General features: G+C 51.1%; 17 protein-coding genes. 14 read left to right on the forward strand and 3 right to left on the reverse strand.

The window, feature by feature from the left end; genetic code table 11:
- The 7 genes from R5268_RS07115 (at position 1) to R5268_RS07145 (ending at position 7,402) form a co-directional block, all read left to right on the forward strand.
- A complete protein-coding gene (locus R5268_RS07115) occupies positions 1–714 on the forward strand; it encodes a cell envelope integrity protein TolA (protein WP_218455370.1) in 714 nt (237 codons plus the stop codon).
- A gap of 621 nt (positions 715–1,335) precedes the next feature.
- Positions 1,336–2,775: a sensor histidine kinase gene (locus R5268_RS07120; RefSeq protein WP_046892520.1), complete on the forward strand. Its 1,440-nt coding sequence runs from the start codon at positions 1,336–1,338 to the stop codon at positions 2,773–2,775.
- A gap of 21 nt (positions 2,776–2,796) precedes the next feature.
- Positions 2,797–3,609: a two-component system QseEF-associated lipoprotein QseG gene (qseG, locus tag R5268_RS07125; protein ID WP_317419052.1), complete on the forward strand. Its 813-nt coding sequence runs from the start codon at positions 2,797–2,799 to the stop codon at positions 3,607–3,609.
- Between the two features lie 7 nt (positions 3,610–3,616).
- A complete protein-coding gene (gene glrR / locus R5268_RS07130; RefSeq protein WP_317419053.1) occupies positions 3,617–4,957 on the forward strand; it encodes a two-component system response regulator GlrR in 1,341 nt (446 codons plus the stop codon).
- Between the two features lie 107 nt (positions 4,958–5,064).
- Positions 5,065–6,687: an NAD+ synthase gene (locus R5268_RS07135; protein ID WP_317419054.1), complete on the forward strand. Its 1,623-nt coding sequence runs from the start codon at positions 5,065–5,067 to the stop codon at positions 6,685–6,687.
- Positions 6,688–6,699: 12 nt separating this feature from the next.
- Positions 6,700–7,038: a nitrogen regulatory protein P-II gene (gene glnB / locus R5268_RS07140; protein WP_046892517.1), complete on the forward strand. Its 339-nt coding sequence runs from the start codon at positions 6,700–6,702 to the stop codon at positions 7,036–7,038.
- A 94-nt stretch (positions 7,039–7,132) separates the two neighbouring features.
- Positions 7,133–7,402, forward strand: a complete 270-nt coding sequence (locus R5268_RS07145) for a hypothetical protein (RefSeq protein ID WP_146257275.1) — start codon at positions 7,133–7,135, stop codon at positions 7,400–7,402.
- A 165-nt stretch (positions 7,403–7,567) separates the two neighbouring features.
- Here the strand turns inward: R5268_RS07145 and hmpA are convergent, their stop codons facing one another.
- Positions 7,568–8,749 (reverse strand): NO-inducible flavohemoprotein, encoded by a 1,182-nt coding sequence (hmpA, locus tag R5268_RS07150; protein ID WP_218455374.1) that lies wholly within the window; start codon positions 8,747–8,749, stop codon positions 7,568–7,570.
- 370 nt (positions 8,750–9,119) lie between these two features.
- Here hmpA and glyA point away from each other — a divergent pair, with 370 nt between their 5' ends.
- Entirely contained in the window at positions 9,120–10,373 is a 1,254-nt protein-coding gene (gene glyA, locus R5268_RS07155) for a serine hydroxymethyltransferase (protein ID WP_004236943.1), read from the forward strand.
- An 81-nt stretch (positions 10,374–10,454) separates the two neighbouring features.
- Positions 10,455–11,597, forward strand: coding sequence for a 3-phenylpropionate MFS transporter (locus R5268_RS07160; protein WP_107678378.1), 1,143 nt, complete (start codon positions 10,455–10,457; stop codon positions 11,595–11,597).
- Positions 11,598–11,655: 58 nt separating this feature from the next.
- Here the strand turns inward: R5268_RS07160 and R5268_RS07165 are convergent, their stop codons facing one another.
- Positions 11,656–13,698, reverse strand: coding sequence for a choline transporter (locus R5268_RS07165; protein ID WP_107678379.1), 2,043 nt, complete (start codon positions 13,696–13,698; stop codon positions 11,656–11,658).
- A gap of 205 nt (positions 13,699–13,903) precedes the next feature.
- On the opposite strand from R5268_RS07165, the gene betI reads away from it, so the two are divergent.
- From betI to betA, 3 genes are read left to right on the forward strand one after another with little or no spacing between them, the layout of a single operon-like run.
- Positions 13,904–14,491, forward strand: a complete 588-nt coding sequence (betI, locus tag R5268_RS07170) for a transcriptional regulator BetI (RefSeq protein WP_107678380.1) — start codon at positions 13,904–13,906, stop codon at positions 14,489–14,491.
- A gap of 27 nt (positions 14,492–14,518) precedes the next feature.
- Complete coding sequence (betB, locus tag R5268_RS07175; protein ID WP_107678381.1) at positions 14,519–15,997, forward strand: betaine-aldehyde dehydrogenase; 1,479 nt, start codon at positions 14,519–14,521, stop codon at positions 15,995–15,997.
- A 39-nt stretch (positions 15,998–16,036) separates the two neighbouring features.
- Positions 16,037–17,710 (forward strand): choline dehydrogenase, encoded by a 1,674-nt coding sequence (gene betA, locus R5268_RS07180; RefSeq protein ID WP_107678382.1) that lies wholly within the window; start codon positions 16,037–16,039, stop codon positions 17,708–17,710.
- 68 nt (positions 17,711–17,778) lie between these two features.
- Here the strand turns inward: betA and suhB are convergent, their stop codons facing one another.
- Positions 17,779–18,582, reverse strand: coding sequence for an inositol-1-monophosphatase (gene suhB / locus R5268_RS07185; protein ID WP_107678383.1), 804 nt, complete (start codon positions 18,580–18,582; stop codon positions 17,779–17,781).
- 119 nt (positions 18,583–18,701) lie between these two features.
- On the opposite strand from suhB, the gene trmJ reads away from it, so the two are divergent.
- Entirely contained in the window at positions 18,702–19,439 is a 738-nt protein-coding gene (gene trmJ, locus R5268_RS07190) for a tRNA (cytosine(32)/uridine(32)-2'-O)-methyltransferase TrmJ (protein WP_004241966.1), read from the forward strand.
- A gap of 84 nt (positions 19,440–19,523) precedes the next feature.
- Positions 19,524–20,015 (forward strand): Fe-S cluster assembly transcriptional regulator IscR, encoded by a 492-nt coding sequence (gene iscR, locus R5268_RS07195; protein WP_046892512.1) that lies wholly within the window; start codon positions 19,524–19,526, stop codon positions 20,013–20,015.

Raw genomic sequence — 20,015 nt, forward strand, 5'->3', positions numbered from 1 at the left:
ATGAATCGCTGCAAACTGGCCGGTTTATTCTTTTCTCTGTGTCTTCACGGCGGACTGCTTATTTTTTTATTCTGTATCAGCCGGGCTGATTACGCGGAGAACGGCAATATCCGGACGGATAACCGCAGTGCCATGTTATTGCTGCCTGCGCCGGAAAAGGCGGAGGAACACTCTCCGGATATACCGGAACAGGGCGCGGAAAGCCCGTTGCCGGTGATAAGCCCGGCAGCGGATAAAAAATCAGAATGGCAGGCGGAAAAAAACAGAAAAAAACGTGAGAATAAACCGCGGCAGAAAATTAAAAAGCCGGTTACTGCACCGCGGCATGATAAAGATGTGCATAAACCGGCAGAGGTTCCGGACACCGGTTTACAGTCATCTCTGTCGGCCGGAAATCATAACCTGACAACCGCCGATACCGTTGCCGGGCAGCAGAGTGACGACGACCTGTGGTTATACCGGGAAAAAATGCGCAGAGAGATCCTGCGGTATATTTATTATCCTGCCAGAATCAGAAAGGTCAGTACTGCCGTTGATATTAATGTCAGTATTTCCGGAACCGGCGCACTCTCTGACCCCGTGGTGATCAGAAGTTCGGGGAACCGGATACTGGATAAAATTGCGCTCGGTGCGGTCAGTCAATATCAGCCGGTGGGAATTCCGCCGCCGGGGTTAGACAAAAGCATTGTCCTGACGGTGGATTTTATTAAGTAAACAGCGTGTTTTTTGCATATCCGGTATAAAAAATCATCTGTGTCATAAAATAACGACAGTCATCATTTTTAATGTCTCCAAAAGGAGACATCTAATGCATTGATATTTAAAGAGGTAAAAAAGAGCAAAAAAGACTGTCGCAAATCAGAGACGTTTTTTCACAAAACAACGGGAAAACCGGGAAATAATTCGGTTGCGACAGTATCCGTAAAATATCAGAAGGATAATATTAAATATTTTTCCTTTAATAACATGGTGTTAATTTTTAATTTTGAAAGTTGGCACGGCAGTTGCAATATCTTCTTCAGTTGCTCATTCAATTTTTTATGTCGGCCCGCAATATGGCGGAAACATGCCACATAAGCCCGGGAATGATGCCAGAGTAAGGTGCCTACCGTCCGTTAATACCGATAATTGCGCAAGCTTTATCAGACACAGGGCGACACGTTGAGTGAGGCACCACCTTAATCTCACTGACGGGACGGCAGGAAACTGTCGTCCCGTCATCATTTTATACCTTCCCTGCATTCTTTCTGTTCTCTTTTTCTCACTGATGCACGCTGATCCTTTTCTCTTATCCCGGAACCGGTTAGCATCATGGACATGACAACAGGTTAAGAGATGATAATCTTGAAAAAATGGCGATTATTTCCGCGTTCGCTGCGTCAGCTGGTTGTGGTGGCATTCTGTCTGGTTCTGCTGCCGTTGCTGGGACTGGCCTGGCAGGCGTATCAGAGTTTTGATGAGCTGAGTAATCAGGCGGCGCAAATCAGTATTTCAACAGTACAGGATGCGCGGCGCAGTGAGGAAATGTCGAGCCTGGCGCTGGAAATGGAGCGCAGCTACCGCCAGTACTGTGTGCTGGGAAATGAAACCCTGAAAAATGTCTGGCATAAACAGTATCTCAGCTATGAGAACTACCTCACCCGCCAGAAACAATCCACGCCTGATCCGCGCTATACTGATGACATCGCCGCCAGTCTCGGGCAGTTGTCCGTCCTGCAATGTGAAAACGGTGAGCCGGTAGCGGCTATGATGACCCATCTCGAAGCCTTTGCCCGCAGTAATGCTGACCTGGTGCAGGCTATCCGCGAGGCCAATTTCCGGCGCGGTGAAGAACTTCAGAATGCCATCGCCCGCAAAGGGCAATCGTTCGGCTGGCAGAGCCTGCTGGTGTTTGTCCTGAGTACCGGACTTATTATCCTGTTTACCCGGATGATTATCGGGCCGGTAAAAGTTATCGAACGGATGGTTAACCGGCTGGGAGAAGGCCGTAATCTGATACAGCGTCTTGATCATTTTAACGGCCCGAGAGAGCTGCGTTCACTGGCACTGCGGATTGTCTGGCTGAGTGAACGTCTTGACTGGCTGGAATCCCAGCGCCATGAATTTCTGCGTCATATTTCACATGAACTGAAAACACCGCTGGCCAGTATGCGTGAAGGTACTGAACTGCTGGCCGATGAAGTGGCGGGGCCGCTGACAACTGACCAGAAAGATGTCGTCTCTATCCTGAGTGAAAGCAGCCGTCATTTACAGGTTCTGATTGAACAGTTGCTGGAGTATAACCGCACTCTGGTGGACAGCCCGACAGAAGCCAAATGGGTTAACCTGGATACGGTAGTGCATGGGGTCGTTAATGCGCACAGTTTACCGGCGAGAAGCAAAGAAATCACTACGGAAGTCGGGCTGGATGAGACAAGTGTCTGGGCAGAGCCTGTCTTATTAACACGTGTACTCGATAATCTCTATTCAAATGCGGTACACTATGGCGCTGAATCGGGTAAGATCCGGATAACCAGCCGGAAAGCCGGTCAGCATATACAGATTGATGTCGCCAATACCGGTACGCCGATCCCGGAGGAAGAACAGGAAATGATCTTCGAACCGTTCTACCAGGGATCGCTTCAGCGCAAAGGTGCTGTCAAAGGCAGCGGGCTGGGACTGAGTATCGCCCGGGATTGTATTAACCGGATGGGCGGCGAACTGATATTAGTCGGTTCTGAAGGTGCGGATGTGTGCTTCCGTGTTCAGCTTCCGTTCCACACCTTACTGGAATAACAGGTCAGCATTAACTTGAAAATGACATTTAAGTCCCTGATTGCCGCCGTCCCGCTGTTGCTGGCCGGCTGCGTAAAAACCGCAACACCGCCGGATCTCTCTGCACTGGCTTCTGTCGTTCTGCCGCAGGAGCGGACGACGGATTACCGGATTGCGGATTGTCACGCTATCTGGGAACTCAACTCCGCAGCGGCAACAGAAAACGGTCTTTACTGGCTGCGGATGATCGACTGCGCTGATCTGCTCAGCAGTGACACGGCCCGTATTATGGCGGGAAAAATAACCCCCGACAGCTGGGATACCGCATTCCGCCAGAGTATTTTACTGAATAATACCGGCTCGTCAGCGAATGATAAACGCAGGGTGCTCGATACCCTGAATACCTACAGTGCCGGGTTCCCGGTGTCACTGCGCCCGCTGATGACCCTGTGGCGTGATCAGCTGAAACAGGCGATAGCCCTGAGTGATGAACGCCAGCGCTACCGCCGTTTGCAGAGTGATACTGACGGTAAAATTGATCAGCTGCGCGCGGTAAATTCCCGCCTGCAGTTTGAATTACAAAATACCACCCGCAAGCTCGATAACCTGAGCAACATCGAGCGTCAGCTGGCCGGCCGTAAACAGCCGACCAAAGCGGAGGCGGAACTGGAAAACACCCTCGAAGAGCGTCGTGAAGCCTTAGAGGAAGCGGCAGGTACGGCGGAGCAGAAACCGGAGCAGGCAAAACCGGCTGATGATGTTAAACCAGCCGATAGTGTTAAACCAGTCGATAGTGTTAAACCGGCAGAACCGAAAACCGCCGGAAAACAACCGGCACAGGATAAAAAGGAGTAACCCCGGCATGACAGCACGCCGCAGCGCAAACTTATTATTGGTTGATGACGATCCGGGTTTACTGAAACTGTTGGGAATGCGCCTGAGCAGTGAAGGTTTCCGGGTATCAACGGCAGAAAGCGGCTCTGAAGCGCTGAAGGTTCTCAGCAAAGAAAAGATTGATCTGGTCATCAGTGACCTGCGGATGGATGAAATGGACGGTATGGCACTGTTTGCCGAGATCCAGAAAACCCATTCCGGGATGCCGGTGATTATCCTCACTGCCCACGGCTCTATCCCCGATGCGGTGGCGGCCACCCGTGAGGGTGTTTTCAGCTTCCTGACCAAACCGGTGGATCGTGATGCGTTATATAAAGCTATCGATGATGCACTGGCGCTTTCCACCACCACGGTCAGTGATGAATCCTGGTGTGAGAGTATTGTTACCCGCAGCCCGCTGATGCTGCGTCTGCTGGAACAGGCACGCATGGTGGCGCAGTCCGATGTCAGTGTCCTGATCAACGGCCAGAGTGGTACCGGGAAAGAGGTACTGGCACAGGCCATCCACAAAGCCAGCCCGAGAGCGAAAAAGCCGTTTATTGCCATTAACTGCGGCGCATTGCCGGAGCAGTTACTGGAATCTGAATTGTTCGGCCATGCCAAAGGTGCCTTTACCGGTGCCGTCAGCAGCCGCGAAGGGCTGTTCCAGGCGGCGGAAAGCGGTACGCTGTTTCTCGATGAAATCGGGGATATGCCGATGCCGCTGCAGGTCAAACTGCTGCGTGTTTTGCAGGAGCGCAAAGTGCGCCCGCTCGGCAGTAACCGCGACATTGATATTGATGTCCGCGTGATTTCCGCGACACACCGCGATTTACCCAAGGCGATGGAAAAACACGAGTTCCGTGAAGATCTTTATTACCGCCTCAATGTGGTTAACCTGAAAATTCCGACACTCCATGAGCGGGCTGAAGATATCCCGCTGCTGGCCAATCATATTCTGCGTGAAGCGGCGAAAAAACATAAGCCGTTTGTCCGCAGTTTCTCTCCGGATGCCATGAAATGTCTGATGGGCGCAAGCTGGCCGGGCAACGTCCGCCAGTTACTTAACGTTATCGAGCAATGTGTGGCGCTGTCCACCGTGCCGGTGATCAGTGAGGCGCTGGTGACACAGGCTCTGGAAGGCGAAAATACCGCATTGCCGACTTTTGCGGAAGCCCGCAATCAGTTTGAGCTCAATTACTTACGCAAGCTTCTCCAGATGACCAAAGGTAACGTGACCAATGCCGCGCGGCTGGCGGGGCGTAACCGGACAGAATTTTATAAATTGCTGTCCCGTCATGAGCTGGATGCGGCCGACTTTAAAGAATAAGCAAAGAATCGGCTCTGGCCGGCACATTTTGCTATCATCTTCAATATTAGCTGTTTTATTATTAATTTTTACATACGGTGAGACTCATCCCGGGAGAGCAGGATTTTATGCGTCGTACACTTAATATCGCCCTGGCCCAGCTGAATTTTCTGGTCGGAGATATCGAAGGCAATGGTGAACGTATTCTGAAAACCATAGCGGAACAACAGGCAGCCGGAGCTGACCTGGTCATGTTTTCCGAACTGGCATTGTCCGGATATTCGCCGGAAGACCTGGTTTTTCGTCCCGATTTTCATCAGCGGATAGTACAGAGCCTTACCCGGATACAACAGGCCAGCGGTGACTGCGCTGTGCTGGCGGGGCACCCGTGGCAGGAAAACGGTCGCATTTATAATGCTCTCTCTCTCTTTGAGAAAGGGGAACTCCGCGCCCGTTATTTCAAACAGGAACTGCCGAACTACGGTGTGTTTGATGAAAAACGCTGGTTTACGGCGGGAACTGAAAGCTGTGTGATCGATTTCCGTGGTTACCGTCTCGGGTTACTCATTTGTGAGGATATCTGGACTGACGGCCCTGTTGATGCGCTGAAGGCCGCCGGGGCTGAAATCATCCTTACGCTGAATGCATCACCGTATTCCACTGATAAAATTGATACCCGCGATGTGCTGATACAGGCACATTGCCGCCGTACCGGGCTGCCGCTGGTGTATCTCAATCAGGTCGGCGGCCAGGATGAACTGATTTTTGATGGCGATTCTGCGGTTTTCGCCGCTGATGGCAGCGTAACGCATCGTCTTGCTGCATTTTCAGAGCAAATCGCACAGTGTCACTTTACCGATCTGACCATCACACCGATGGCGGACCCGGCACCGTCGTTATCTGTCCTTGCGCAGGTTTATCAGGGGCTGGTGCTGGCGACACGGGATTATGTCCGCAAAAATGGTTTTCAGGGAGCGCTGCTGGGTCTGTCCGGCGGGATAGACTCCGGCCTGACCGTTGCGATTGCCGCGGATGCACTGGGCAGAGATAAAGTGCAGGCGGTGATGATGCCGTTCCGCTACACCTCCGATATCAGCATCCACGATGCCCGTGAGCAGGCAGAACTGCTGGGGGTGGAATTTGATGTGGTGTCGATTGAGCCGATGTTTGACGCCTTTATGCACGAACTGGCGCCGAAATTCGCCGGAACGCCGGTGGATACCACCGAAGAGAATTTACAGGCGCGCTGCCGGGCAGTGATCCTGATGGCGATGTCTAATAAGCGCCGCCGCATTGTGCTGACCACCAGTAATAAAAGTGAATGTGCTGTCGGTTACTCCACACTGTACGGGGATATGGCCGGGGGCTTTAACGTCCTGAAAGATGTGCCGAAAACCATGGTGTTTGAGCTGGCGAGATACCGCAATACGCTGTCACCGGCAATTCCGGAGCGGGTTATCACCCGTCCGCCGTCTGCGGAGCTGGCGCCGGGTCAGCTGGATCAGGACAGTCTGCCGCCGTATGACATCCTGGATGCATTGCTGGCCGGGTATGTTGAGAAAGATATGTCCGCAGATGAACTGATTGCCGCAGGGTTTGATGAGGCGGTAGTCCGCAAGGTTATCCGGCTGGTGGATATCAATGAATACAAACGCCGCCAGTCACCGGTGGGGCCGCGCATTACCGCCCGGAACTTTGGCAAAGATCGCCGTTACCCGATTACATCCGGGTTTGGCCGCAAAAATTGGTAACAGGATCTGACAATGAAAAAGATTGAGGCAATTATTAAGCCGTTTAAACTCGATGATGTCCGCGAAGCACTGGCTGAAGTCGGGATCACCGGGATGACCGTGACAGAAGTGAAAGGGTTCGGCCGCCAGAAAGGGCATACCGAACTGTATCGCGGTGCAGAATATATGGTGGATTTCCTGCCGAAGGTAAAAATTGAAATTGTTGTCGCCGATGACATTCTCGATACCTGTGTGGAAACCATTATGCAGACGGCGCAGACCGGCAAAATCGGTGACGGTAAAATCTTTGTGTTCGATGTGGCCCAGGTGGTCCGGATACGTACCGGTGAACAGGATGAAGATGCAATCTGAGTTCTGTTGATCATATCGGTCAATCATATTGATCCGGCGGCTGTTATTTCTGACTCCGCCGGATTTTTTTATCTGTCAGCAAAAGGAGAAGACTGTGCGGGCAATACATGTGCGGGTAATACAATGGATCGTTGCGGTATGTGCGGTGGTGATTATTCTGGTGATGGCCGGTATTATTATTCTGCAGTCAGCACTGAGAGATCCCGGTCAGCATGAATTACCGGCGCTGTTTGCGCAGGTTTCCGGGATGAATTTAAATAAAGAGGAAAGCGAAGAGCTGGAAACATGCATTCAGTCGGCCAAAGTGATGTATTTTTCACAGGCAGTAAAAAAGTGTGTGAACCGGGCGCGGTATAAGAACTGAAAAAATAAGAACTAAAAAAAGAAGCAAAAAAAAGAGTAACAGTGAACCGGGCGAAAGGATGGGATAGATATAAATTCGGCGGTTATGTCACTGTTACTCAAATGTGCATTGACTTCAGCACGTACGCTGAATACTCAGCGTGTTGTTATTGTTGTTCTGTCGCGATTATAAAATTTTGTGCGGACCGAAACATTCATAATGGATCTGGTCTGCATTGACGCCTATTGCAGTCAGCTGACGCGCAATGTGCTGCATAAAGGCCACCGGGCCGCACAGGTAATAGTGGCGTGTTTTACTGAGCAGGGCATCCTGCTGAGCGGTTAAATCCATCAGCCCGGTCAGGTGAGGGTGAGCTTCATCAGCACGCGGTTCTCTGTACCAGACAGTCTGACTGAACGCCGGTAACTGAGCACCGGTGCGGTTTACTTCATCCGCAAAGGCATGTACACCGCCGTGCTCTGCCGCATGCAGCCAGGTCACATCCGCCGGATGTTGCTGCGCAGCCAGTGTCTGTAACATCGCCATCATCGGTGTCAGGCCGACACCGGCTGAAATCAGAACGACCGGCGTCTCTTTTTCAGCGTCGAGGAAAAAATCACCCAGCGGCGGCGTCAGTTTTACCACATCGCCTTCCTGTATATTGGCGTGCAGCCAGCCGGAAATCGTGCCTTTGTCCTCGCGTTTAACCGCAATCCGGTAGGTTTTCCCGTCCGGTACCTGCGTCAGGGAGTATTGGCGGATTTCCTGATTATCCAGCGCATCATCATTGATATAGACACTGATATACTGACCCGGCCGGTAATCCGCGACGGGCTGACCATCAACCGGCGCCAGTTCAAAACTGGTGATCAGCTCACTCTGCGGCTGTTTGCGGATCACGCGGAATTCACGCAGACCTTCCCATCCGCCTTGTGACGCCGCTTTTTCCTGATATAACCCGGCTTCGCGCTGAATAAAGATATCTGCCAGTACGCCGTAAGCTTTACCCCAGGCGGTCAGCACTTCTTCACCCGGATTGAGTAACTCTTCAATGGTGGCAAGCAGGTTTTCCCCGACAATCGGGTAATGCTCCGGTCTGATCATCAGGCTGGCGTGTTTGTTGGCAATTTTTTCGACTGCCGCGCCCAGTGCGCCGAGGTTATCAATATTCATGGCATAGGCGCAGACCGCATTAAACAAGGCTTCACGCTGTGCACCATTCTGCTGGTGGCTCATGGTGAAGATATCTTTTAATTCCGGATGCTGACGAAACATGCGGTCATAAAAATGCGCGGTCAGTTTCGGTCCGGTGGCGGCAATCAGCGGGGCAGTGGATTTTACGGTGGCGATAGTTTGTGCATCGAGCATAGCAGGGCTCCTGAAAAAGCATCACATCAGTGTGAAATTTATAACATGTATTTTTTATGCAACTTATAATACAGGGCAGAATTTGTAAAGCGCAAATTTTTCTGCTGTTTCTGAAAATCCGCTGAAAATAGCGGAATTGATCAGTGAGCGGGGGCAGGAGGGGATCACAAATCCGGTATTGCGTCCGATGAACAGGATATTCTTATGAAATAATAAGTGCGGTAATTACCTGATTTTACCGCTATGCAATCGTTTGCGTATTTTTTGTTTCAGGGGCTATCTCAATTCAGAAAAAGGGTTTACACTGTAGGGCATTCGTCCCCGGAAAGGGGTGTTTTTTTATCGGCATCAGGCGAGTCAGGAGAAGCTAATGTTAAAGCGTGAAATGAATATTGCAGATTACGACCCACAACTCTGGCAGGCGATGAAAGACGAAGATCGTCGTCAGGAAGAGCATATTGAATTAATTGCCTCTGAGAACTACACCAGCCCGCGCGTTATGGAAGCTCAGGGCTCCCAGCTCACCAACAAATATGCGGAAGGGTATCCGGGCAAACGCTATTACGGCGGCTGCGAATATGTGGATATCGTGGAACAACTGGCGATTGACCGTGCAAAAGAACTGTTCGGTGCAGATTATGCCAACGTTCAGCCGCATTCCGGCTCCCAGGCTAACGTTGCAGTGTACTCCGCACTGCTGTCACCGGGCGATACAGTATTAGGGATGAATTTAGCGGAAGGCGGTCACCTGACTCACGGCTCTCCGGTAAACTTTTCCGGTAAACTGTACAATATCGTCCCTTACGGTATCGATTCTGCCGGTAAAATCGATTATGACGATGTCGCTGAACAGGCGAAAAAACATCAGCCGAAAATGATCATCGGCGGCTTCTCTGCTTATTCCGGTGTGGTTGACTGGGCGAAAATGCGCGAAATCGCTGACAGCATCGGTGCTTACCTGTTTGTTGATATGGCACACGTTGCCGGTCTGGTTGCTGCGGGTGTTTATCCTAACCCGGTTCCGCATGCACACGTTGTCACCACCACCACGCATAAAACCCTGGCGGGTCCGCGCGGCGGGATGATCCTGGCGAAAGGCGGTGATGAAGATCTGTACAAAAAACTGAACTCAGCCGTATTCCCGGGCAACCAGGGTGGTCCGCTGATGCACGTTATCGCCGGTAAAGCAGTGGCGTTAAAAGAAGCAATGGAGCCTGAATTTAAAGCAAATCAGGTCCAGGTTGTGAAAAATGCCAAAGCAATGGTTGAAGTCTTCCTGAACCGTGGTTATAAAGTGGTGTCCGGCGGTACTGAGAACCATCTGTTCCTGGTAGATCTGGTCGATAAAGACATCACCGGTAAAGATGCCGATGCTGCACTGGGCCGTGCTAACATCACTGTGAACAAAAACAGTGTGCCGAACGATCCGAAGAGCCCGTTTGTGACCTCCGGTATCCGTGTCGGTTCCCCGGCAATTACCCGTCGCGGCTTCAAAGAAGCAGAAGCCCGTGAACTGGCCGGCTGGATGTGTGACGTGTTAGATAACCTCAATGATGAAGCGACCATTGAAGCTGTGAAACAAAAAGTTCTGGCTATCTGCGCGAAATACCCGGTTTACGCATAATCGCGTTACCAGTCTGATGTAACCAAAACCCGCTTCGTTCGCCGCAAGCGGGTTTTTTGTATTTCTGAAAAGGAGAGGCAGATGTTTGTTCCGTCATCGCTTTGGCTGGCGCTTGATTATTTTACGTATTTTTTTTCCTACGGGATTTTTCTTCCCTACTGGGGCGCATGGCTGAAAGGTGAAGGGCATGATGTGGCAACGGTCGGTATGCTGCTCAGTGTGGGGCTGGTGGCGCGTTTTATCGGCAGTCTGTTTATTACGCCGTTGTTTAAAGATCCGTCACGGCTGATTTTTGCGTTGCGCCTGATGGCACTCTGCGCTTTTCTGTTTGCGCTGGCGTTTTATTTCGGCTCGCACTGGCTCTGGCTCTTTTTTGTGATGGCCGGATTCAACCTCTTTTTCTCACCGATGATCCCGCTGGGGGATTCCCTCGCCGCGACCTGGCAAAAACAGTTTCCGATGGATTACGGCTCGATCCGTGTCTGGGGTTCAGTGGCCTTTATCATTGCCACTTCTGTCACCGGCATGCTGATGGATATCTGGAAGCATGAGGTGATTCTGGCGGCGCTGGTGGTCAGTACCGGAACTCTGCTGCTGACGTCGCTGCTGCGTCCGCGCATTATGCCGTCCGGGGAAATGAAGCAGCGCGGGCCGCAGGTGAAGTTCAGTGTTCTGCTGAAAGATAGTGCGGTTGTCCGCTTTCTGCTGTGCGTCAGTTTATTGCAGGGGGCGCATGCCGCCTATTACGGCTTCAGTGTGATTTACTGGCAGAAGGTCGGGTATTCGGATGCCGCGATTGGCTATCTCTGGTCGCTGGGCGTGGTGGCGGAAGTGATTGTCTTTACGTTCAGTAATAAGCTGTTCCGGCGCTGGAGCGCGGCAAACCTGCTGCTGCTTTCCGGTATCTGCGGTATTCTGCGCTGGTCGCTGCTGGGCATGTCGGCCGCATTACCGGTGCTGATTGTGGCGCAGATCCTGCACAGCGGCACCTATACCGTGTGTCACCTGGCGGCAATGCGCTTTATCGGCGCCCGCAAATCCACTGAAATTATTCCGTTACAGGCGGCATATTCCGCGCTGGCCATGGGCGGGGCGATTGCGGTGATGACGCTGGTGGCGGGGTATCTGTATGAAGATATCCACGGCGGGATATTTTATCTGATGGCGCTGACGGTGGTTCCTGCGCTGTTCCTGCGGCCTAAAATCCGCCCTCAGTCATACTGAGAACAACGGGATAACAGCGGTAATAATACGGCACCGGCGCTGCCCCGGTGCCGTATTCTCAGAGTGATTCAGGAAATGTCAGGGTAGCTCCCGGGGCTTCGCGGCTGAGATGGATAAAGTTCATGTGTTTCTCATACTGATCCAGTATATCGGTGATCACTTGTTCTTTGGTGTAATCCATCAAATCATTACCTTGTGACCCCTCCGATAAAAACGTCTCCAGGCGATAATAATGAGATTTTCCGGTCCGGGCACGGTAGGTGAAGCCGGGCATGGAGTAGCGCTGAGGCCAGACCTGATACACAAAGCTTTGCTCTTCCCCCAGATCGACCGTCAGCTCAAGGTGCTCTAACCGCTCGTCTGCTTCAGGCGGGATCTGGCTGAATTCGACCTTTGCCCCCCGTATTGTCAGCTCTTGTGCGACATCCTGCATGGCCGGGATGCACACTAAATCCAGCATCCGCCTGGTATAGGTGGTGCCCGGAAAATTCATGACCCGCCCCAGTCGCTGTTTCCAGTTGAGTGTACCGTTGCCATATAACGGAGCCGGTGCATTCGTGTTCAGTGAACTGACGCGCCGGAAATCTTCCAGTTTCAGCGATTTATACAGCCCTGCCATGACGAAAAAGATCACAAAACTGAACGGTAATCCCATGATCACAGTGGTATTTTGTAACGCGGATATTCCATCGGTCATTAACATCCCGAGTGTGAGCAGACCAATTGCAACGGACCAGAAAATCCGAAGCCAGTTCGGTGCATCATGACTGATATCACTTAACTCTGAAGTGAAATTCCCCAGTACCAGTGAGCCGGAATCTGCTGAAGTAACATAAAACAGTAAGCCGGTAATAGTAGCAACAGAGGCCGTTAAACCAAAGCCGGGATACAGCTCAAGTAAGGAATAAAAACCTTTTTCCGGAGCTTCCAGTACCGTTTTTGCCAGTTCAGTATTGCCGTGAATAATTTCATAGAGGGCGCTGTTTCCGAAAACAGAAAGCCATAGCAGCGTGAAGACGAAAGGGATTATCAGGGTTCCGATAACAAATTGCCGGATAGTACGTCCGCGGGAAATACGGGCCAGGAACAGCCCTACGAACGGTGACCACGCGACCCACCACGCCCAGAAGAAAAGTGTCCAGTTGTTCATCCAGTCTGCAGGCCGGTCAAACGCAAAACTGTTGAGGGTCATTCCCGTGAAGCGGCTGATATAATCACCGACATTCAGTACCAGCGCATTCAGTAAAAACGCGGTGTCTCCGGCAAACAAAATAAATACGATCAGGCCAAGTGCGAGTAACACATTCAGCTCAGATAACAGCCGGATCCCTTTATTTACCCCGGATGTGGCAGAAATGACCGCCATAATAACAGAGAGCAGAATCAGACCGCTTTGTACGGATAATCCCTGGGGAAGTCCGAAAAGGACTTTCAGACCGTAATTCAGTTGCACGACACCAATCCCCAGTGTGGTCGCGATACCGAAGATTGTTCCCAGTACTGCCGCAATATCAACCGCATGTCCGACAGAGCCTTCAATTCGTTTACCGAAAATGGGATAGAGTGCGGAGCGGATCGTGAGCGGAAGATTATAACGGTAGCTGAAGTAACCCAGTGCGATCCCCATTAAGGCATACATAGACCAGCCCGTCAGGCCATAGTGGAAAAGTGTCCACACCATCGACTGACGGGCTGCTTCTGTGGTTTCTCCGGCGCCTTCCGGCGGGAGCATGTATTGGGTTACGGGTTCCGCAACAGAGAAAAACATCAGATCGATACCAATCCCGGCGGCAAACAACATGGCAGACCAGCTCAGCATACTGAATTCAGGTTTGGATTGCTCAGGTCCGAGTTTGATATTCCCGAAGCGTGATGTGGCCATAAAAATGACGAAGACGATGTACAGTGTGGCGGCCAGCAGGTAATACCAGCCAAATGTTTTTGAGACCTGATTCAGTGTTGCCACGATCCACCGGTTCGCGGTGTCAGTCATCAGTATGGTGAAAAAAGAAAAGGCCAGGATAAGGCCGGCTGAAGTGAAAAAAACCACAGAATTCAATTTGTCCTTCTGCGGGGTTTCTGAACTAGTTTGAGTTGTCATCGACAGTTCCGCATTTTAGCATTCAAGATAAGTAATATTGTGATTTAACTTACCCATTGTTTTTAAACAAATAATTTAATTTTAGCGCATGGCTCCCTGAGATATTGTAAATAAATTGTAATAAATGATAGTTAATATTGATTGAACATTCAATCAAAAAAAAGTGTAATAGGCGTGGTTACTCTTTTTCTCAGGTTCAGATTTTATGCCGAAAACAGGAATACAGTCGATTCGTAAACAGCAGTTAATCCGTGCAACGCTGGATGTAATTAATGAAGTCGGAATGCAGGAGGCCAGCTTTGTACTAATCGCCCGCAAAGCCGGTGTTTCCACGGGAATTATCAGCCACTACTTTCGTGACAAGAGTGGTCTGCTTGAATCTGCAATGCGCCATATTCAGTATCAGCTCGGGCTGGCGGTGGCAATGCGCCTGCGGCTGCTGCCGGGAGCCGGTGCAAAATTGCGTCTTCAGGCAATTGTTGAGGGCAACTTTGATCCCTCTCAGACCAGTGAAGCTGCGATGAAAACGTGGCTGGCATTCTGGGCGAGCAGTATGCATCAGCCGGTTTTAAACCGCCTGCAACAGGTCAATGACCGCCGGTTGTTCTCAAATTTAAGTTATGAATTCGGCCGCGTATTAAACAAACAGGAAGCAAGAATGGCAGCAAAAGGCCTTGCCGCACTGATTGACGGTATATGGTTGCGCAGCGCCCTGAGTAACACACTGTTTCCTGTATCGGAAGCGTTACAGATTACAAATGAATATATTGCGATGAAGCTGGGAACAGATTGAATCAGTCTTAATATTAAAGGAAAAAATATGCAAAATCCGCGACTGCACAAACTGTATATTCATGGTGGTTATGTAGATAGCTCATCCCCGGAGTGCGGACAATTTCCGGCAGTCAATCCGGCAAACGGCGACGTTATTGCTCTGTTACAGTCAGCCGGCTTTGACGATATACAACGGGCTGTTGAAAGCGCACGTCAGGGACAGAAAGTCTGGGCGGCGGTGACGGCAATGGAACGTTCCCGCATTCTTCGCCGTGCGGCGGAGATTTTACGTGAACGTAATGATGAACTGGCGTATCTGGAAACATTGGATACCGGAAAGCCGTTTTCAGAGACCAGGCATGTGGATATTGTTACCGGTGCGGATGTGCTTGAATATTATGCGGGAATAGTACCGGCTCTGGAGGGGCGGCAGATCCCGCTGCGTGACAGTGCCTTTGTCTATACCCGTCGCGAGCCGTTAGGGGTGGTTGCCGGGATCGGCGCATGGAATTACCCCGTTCAGATAGCACTCTGGAAATCCGCCCCTGCACTGGCGGCAGGGAATGCCATGATCTTTAAACCCAGTGAAGTAACTTCACTGACCGCGTTGAAATTAGCCGAAATTTATACAGAAGCCGGGCTGCCTGCCGGTGTATTTAATGTGGTGACCGGGCCGGGTAATGAGGCAGGGCGATGGTTAACCGAACATCCGGAGATCGCAAAAATCTCTTTCACCGGCGGAGTTGCAACCGGGAAAAAAGTCATGTCGGCTGCCTCAGTATCGTCACTGAAAGCCATCACCATGGAGCTTGGCGGTAAATCTCCGCTAATTATCTTTGATGACGCTGACTTAGATAAAGCCGCAGATATTGCCATGATGGCAAATTTTTTCAGTTCCGGTCAGGTCTGCACAAACGGCACCAGGGTCTTTGTGCCGGAAGCCCTGAAAACACAGTTTGAGGGAAAAATTAGTGAGCGGGTTGCCCGTATCAGAGTGGGGTCACCTGCGGATGAAGACACTAATTTCGGACCGCTGGTCAGCTTTGCGCACATGGAGAATGTGCTGCGTTATATTGCGCTCGGTAAACAACAGGGTGCAAGAGTGTTATGTGGCGGAGAACGCCTGACAGACGGGGCGTTTGCAGATGGTGCTTATGTTGCACCGACGGTATTTACGGACTGCACGGACAATATGCACATTACACAGGAAGAAATCTTCGGTCCGGTAATGAGTATCCTGACATACCGGACTGAAGATGAAGTGATTGTCCGTGCCAATAACAGTCTCTATGGCCTGGCGGCTGGTCTTGTCACTCAGAATCTGACCCGTGCACATCGTGTCATTCATCAGCTTGAAGCCGGGATCTGCTGGATCAATACCTGGGGGGAGTCTCCGGCTGAAATGCCGGTCGGCGGCTATAAGCACTCCGGGGTCGGACGTGAGAACGGTACAGAGACACTGCAAAGCTATACACAAATCAAATCGGTTCAGATTGAACTGGGGGAATTTACATCCGTTTTTTAATTATATTTTTTTTATTTGACTGAAACAGAGGAGATAACAATGGTCTATGACTATATTATTATCGGTGCTGGTTCAGCCGGTAACGTGCTTGCTACCCGCCTGACAGAAGATCCGGATGTTACTGTGCTGCTCCTTGAGGCGGGAGGACCGGACTACAGGTTCGATTTCCGTACGCAAATGCCGGCTGCATTAGCGTACCCGTTACAGGGGCGGCGTTATAACTGGGCGTATGAAACCGATCCTGAACCGCATATGAATCACCGCCGTATGGAATGCGGGCGCGGGAAAGGGCTGGGCGGTTCATCGTTAATCAACGGGATGTGTTATATCCGAGGAAATGCGCTGGATTTTGATGAATGGGCTGAGGCGCCGGGGCTTGAAGACTGGAGCTATCACCATTGCCTGCCGTATTTTCGCAAAGCGGAGTCCCGGGATACCGGACCGGATGATTATCACGGCGGAGAAGGGCCGCTGAGTGTCACAACGCCGAAGACCGGAAACAATATTTTGTTTCATGCAATGGTGGAGGCCGGAGTGCAGGCGGGTTATCCGCAAACCGGCGATTTTAACGGGTACCGGCAGGAAGGTTTCGGACCGATGGATCGCACTGTTACCCCTCAGGGGCGCCGTTCTGCTACCGGACGAGGTTATCTGGATCAGGCAAAAAAACGCAAAAATCTGACGATTGTGACTCGTGCAATCACTGATCGTATTCTGTTCGAAGGTAAAAAAGCAGCCGGGGTGCACTATTACAGGGGCGGAAATTCCACGCCCGTCAGTGTTGCGGCACAAAAAGAAGTGCTGTTATGTGCCGGGGCCATTGCATCACCGCAAATCTTACAACGTTCCGGCATTGGTCCTGAAGATGTTCTGGATGAGTTTGATATCCGGGCGGTACATATTTTGCCGGGCGTCGGACAAAACCTCCAGGATCACCTTGAAATGTACCTGCAATATGAATGTACACAGCCGGTTTCGTTATATCCGGCGCTGAAATGGCATAATCAGCCAATGATCGGTGCGGAATGGATGTTCAGGGGAACCGGGATCGGGGCCAGTAATCAGTTCGAAGCCGGCGGCTTTATCCGGACAGATAATACGGTTTCACGGCCTGATATCCAGTTCCATTTTTTGCCGGTGGCGATTAATTATAACGGCAGTAATGCAGTCTGTACCCACGGCTTTCAGGCTCATGTCGGTTCGATGCGTTCCCCCAGCCGGGGGCGGGTACGCCTGACATCAACGGATCCGGCGGCTCATCCGTCCATTTTGTTTAATTACATGTCTGATGCCCGTGACCGGGAAGAGTTTCGTGCTGCGATCCGGATCACCCGTGAAATCATCGCGCAGCCGGCACTGGATCCTTACAGAGGTAAGGAAATCAGTCCGGGTAAATACATCACAACAGATGATCAATTGGATGCCTTTGTCCGGGATAAAGCTGAGACGGCATTTCATCCGTGCGGAACCTGCAAAATGGGAAATGATGATATGGCCGTCACCGATGGTGCAGGGCGTGTGCATGGTGTGGAAAATCTGAGAGTGGTGGATGCTTCCCTGATGCCGAATATCATTACGGGGAACTTAAATGCGACGACCATCATGATAGCCGAAAAAATCGCAGATAAAATACGAAACAGGCCGCCGCTGAAACCGGCAACTGTTCCGTATTATGTTGCCGGTGATGCACCTGTAAGACAGCAGGAGACCTGAGTCCGTGCACTGAAATAAAAAACGGTGGTTATGTTAACCACCGTTTTTTAAAAGAGGGTACAACCAGATCAGCGTTTCAGTGACTCAGTCAGTTCATCACGCATTTCTGCCAGCAGTGCACGTACCACACGCGGGCTGCCGGCAACGATGTTGCCGCTGTCGATATAACGGTGGTCACCGGTGAAGTCAGTAACGATACCGCCCGCTTCGCGGACCAGCAGTTCACCGCCCAGGAAATCCCACGGCTTCAGACCGATCTCAAAGAAACCGTCCACACGGCCGGCAGCGAGATAAGCCAGGTCCAGTGCGGCAGAGCCGGTACGGCGGAAATCTGCACAGCGGGTGAACAGTTTACCGAGCATTTTGATATAAGTATCGGAGTGCTGTTTTGCTTTGAACGGGAAGCCGGTTGCCAGTACTGCGCCGTCGAGATCACGGGCAGTTGCGCCGCGCAGACGGTAACCGTTTAACTGTGCGCCCTGGCCACGGACCGCAGAGAATAATTCGTTACGCATCGGATCGTAAACAACAGCCACTTCAGTGCGGCCTTTGATACGAAATGCGATAGAAACAGCGAAATGCGGGAGACGTTTAACGAAGTTGGTGGTGCCATCCAGGGGATCAATAACCCATTCCATGTCGCTTTCTTCGCCGGCTGACAGGCCGCACTCTTCAGAAATAATGGTATGTGCCGGATAAGATTTGCGGATGATTTCGATAATCATCTGCTCAGCTTCGCGATCGATATTCGTCACAAAGTCATTGGCACCTTTCTGAGTTGTCTCAACAGTGTCAGGCATTTCATAGTGTTTGGCAATCAGGTTGCCGGCCTTACGTGCAGCACGTATGGCGATGGTAAGCATCGGATGCATGGGGTTGTCCACCGGGATGTTAAAGAACGAAAATAATCGCGGCAGAGTATAACAGGTGATCGTCAATCTGACTATTCTTGTGTTAAGATATTGCGATAATTTCTCAAATAAAGTGTGTTATGTCCGAAAATATCCGAATCGTCCTGGTGGAAACCTCACATACAGGCAATATGGGCTCCGCAGCGCGGGCTATGAAAACGATGGGGTTATCCAACCTTTATCTGGTCAATCCTCAGGTACAACCGGACTCTCACGCCATCGCGCTGTCCGCCGGTGCCAGTGATGTTATCGGCAATGCAAAGATTGTCAGCACACTGGATGAGGCGATTGCCGGATGTGAACTGGTGATCGGTACCAGTGCGCGTTCGCGCACGCTGCCGTGGCCGATGGTTGAACCGCGTGAATGCGGGGAAAAAAGTGTTAAAATCGCACAGACTGCGCCGGTCGCTATTATTTTCGGCCGTGAACGTGTCGGGCTGACCAACGATGAATTACAGAAATGTAATTATCATCTTTATATTCCGACCAATCCGGAATACGGCTCGCTGAATCTGGCGATGGCAGTGCAACTGGTCAGTTATGAGATCCGGATGGCATTTCTTGCCTCTCAGAATGAGAGCGAACCGGCAAATAATGATGAGGCAGATGAGGTACACTATCCGCCGGCGGATGATATGGAGCGGTTTTACACGCATCTGGAATCGGTTCTGAATGAATCCGGTTTTATCCGTAAAGCACATCCGGGTCAGATTATGAACCGTCTGCGCCGCTTATTTACCCGCGCGCATCCGGAAACACAGGAGCTGAATATCCTGCGTGGTATCCTGACTTCTGTTGAAAAATGGGCGAAAAAATAGTTGAGTAAATTACTGGGTTAAATAGTTGACTAAATTACTCAGGAATGACACAATTTCTTCACCATTTATCACGGGGATCCGGTTATGAGACTGACATCAAAAGGGCGCTATGCGGTAACCGCTATGCTCGACGTAGCGCTGCACTCCCATGAGGGGCCCGTACCACTGGCTGACATTTCTGAACGTCAGGGTATCTCCCTCTCTTATCTTGAGCAACTCTTCTCCCGTCTGCGTAAAAACGAGCTGGTTTCCAGTGTTCGCGGGCCGGGTGGCGGGTATCTGCTGGCACGCGGTGCCGGTGAAATTTTCATTGCTCAGGTCATCTCAGCCGTCGATGAATCCGTTGATGCGACACGCTGTCAGGGAACTCAGGAAGGTTGTCAGGGCGGTGACCGCTGTCTGACACATGCGCTGTGGCGTGACCTGAGTGACCGTATCACTGATTTCTTAAGCAGTATCAGTCTTGAAGAGTTAGTAAATCATAAAGAAGTGATTGATGTTGCTGATCGGCAGGATGATAAACGTCGTACACATAGTCTGGCAATTAACGAAACAATTATCAATCTGCAAGCATAA

The organism is Morganella sp. BCCO 40_0007 (genome assembly GCF_032989665.1).
Taxonomy (GTDB): Bacteria; Pseudomonadota; Gammaproteobacteria; order Enterobacterales; family Enterobacteriaceae; genus Morganella; species Morganella sibonii.

Coding starts and splice junctions, on each gene's coding strand:
- R5268_RS07115 (WP_218455370.1), top strand. CDS start 1: ATGAATCGCTGCAAACTGGCCGGTTTATTCTTTTCTCTGTGTCTTCAC.
- R5268_RS07120 (WP_046892520.1), top strand. CDS start 1,336: ATGATAATCTTGAAAAAATGGCGATTATTTCCGCGTTCGCTGCGTCAG.
- qseG (WP_317419052.1), top strand. CDS start 2,797: ATGACATTTAAGTCCCTGATTGCCGCCGTCCCGCTGTTGCTGGCCGGC.
- glrR (WP_317419053.1), top strand. CDS start 3,617: ATGACAGCACGCCGCAGCGCAAACTTATTATTGGTTGATGACGATCCG.
- R5268_RS07135 (WP_317419054.1), top strand. CDS start 5,065: ATGCGTCGTACACTTAATATCGCCCTGGCCCAGCTGAATTTTCTGGTC.
- glnB (WP_046892517.1), top strand. CDS start 6,700: ATGAAAAAGATTGAGGCAATTATTAAGCCGTTTAAACTCGATGATGTC.
- hmpA (WP_218455374.1), bottom strand. CDS start 8,749: ATGCTCGATGCACAAACTATCGCCACCGTAAAATCCACTGCCCCGCTG.
- glyA (WP_004236943.1), top strand. CDS start 9,120: ATGTTAAAGCGTGAAATGAATATTGCAGATTACGACCCACAACTCTGG.
- R5268_RS07160 (WP_107678378.1), top strand. CDS start 10,455: ATGTTTGTTCCGTCATCGCTTTGGCTGGCGCTTGATTATTTTACGTAT.
- R5268_RS07165 (WP_107678379.1), bottom strand. CDS start 13,698: ATGACAACTCAAACTAGTTCAGAAACCCCGCAGAAGGACAAATTGAAT.
- betI (WP_107678380.1), top strand. CDS start 13,904: ATGCCGAAAACAGGAATACAGTCGATTCGTAAACAGCAGTTAATCCGT.
- betB (WP_107678381.1), top strand. CDS start 14,519: ATGCAAAATCCGCGACTGCACAAACTGTATATTCATGGTGGTTATGTA.
- betA (WP_107678382.1), top strand. CDS start 16,037: ATGGTCTATGACTATATTATTATCGGTGCTGGTTCAGCCGGTAACGTG.
- suhB (WP_107678383.1), bottom strand. CDS start 18,582: ATGCATCCGATGCTTACCATCGCCATACGTGCTGCACGTAAGGCCGGC.
- trmJ (WP_004241966.1), top strand. CDS start 18,702: ATGTCCGAAAATATCCGAATCGTCCTGGTGGAAACCTCACATACAGGC.
- iscR (WP_046892512.1), top strand. CDS start 19,524: ATGAGACTGACATCAAAAGGGCGCTATGCGGTAACCGCTATGCTCGAC.